The organism is Faecalibacterium sp. DFI.5.82, assembly GCF_029076575.1.
Classification (GTDB): Bacteria; Bacillota; Clostridia; order Oscillospirales; family Ruminococcaceae; genus Faecalibacterium; species Faecalibacterium duncaniae.
Genome location: NZ_JARFIS010000249.1, coordinates 1 through 332, shown reverse-complemented (window position 1 = coordinate 332; position 332 = coordinate 1). Strand labels below are relative to the sequence as shown.

1 pseudogene is annotated in these 332 nt (G+C 59.0%); it reads left to right on the top strand.

Annotation, left to right across the window (positions count from 1 at the left end):
• Positions 1 to 332 (top strand): annotated as a pseudogene (locus P0G09_RS16460) (electron transport complex subunit RsxC); the annotation flags it as partial.

The window sequence follows — 332 nt, the reverse complement described above, 5'->3', positions numbered from 1 at the left end:
GGCGCGCATACGCCGCATGACAAGGCAACCGCTGCAAGCAAACCAGTTCCGATGCCTCTGCCCGCGCAGGTACGCATCCTGATGAGCCAGCACATCTGCGCTCCGGCGAAAGCACTGGTCAAAAAGGGCGACGAAGTGTTTGTTGGCACTAAGATCGGCGAGGCAGGCGGTTTCGTCTCTGCAAATATCCACTCCAGTGTTTCTGGTACTGTGGCCGCTGTAGAACCCTTCCGTCTCTCCAATGGCCGGTTGTGCGACTCTGTTGTCATCAAGACCGATGGCAAGCAGACCGTGGACCCTGCCGTGAAGGCACCCGAGGTCACCGACAAGGC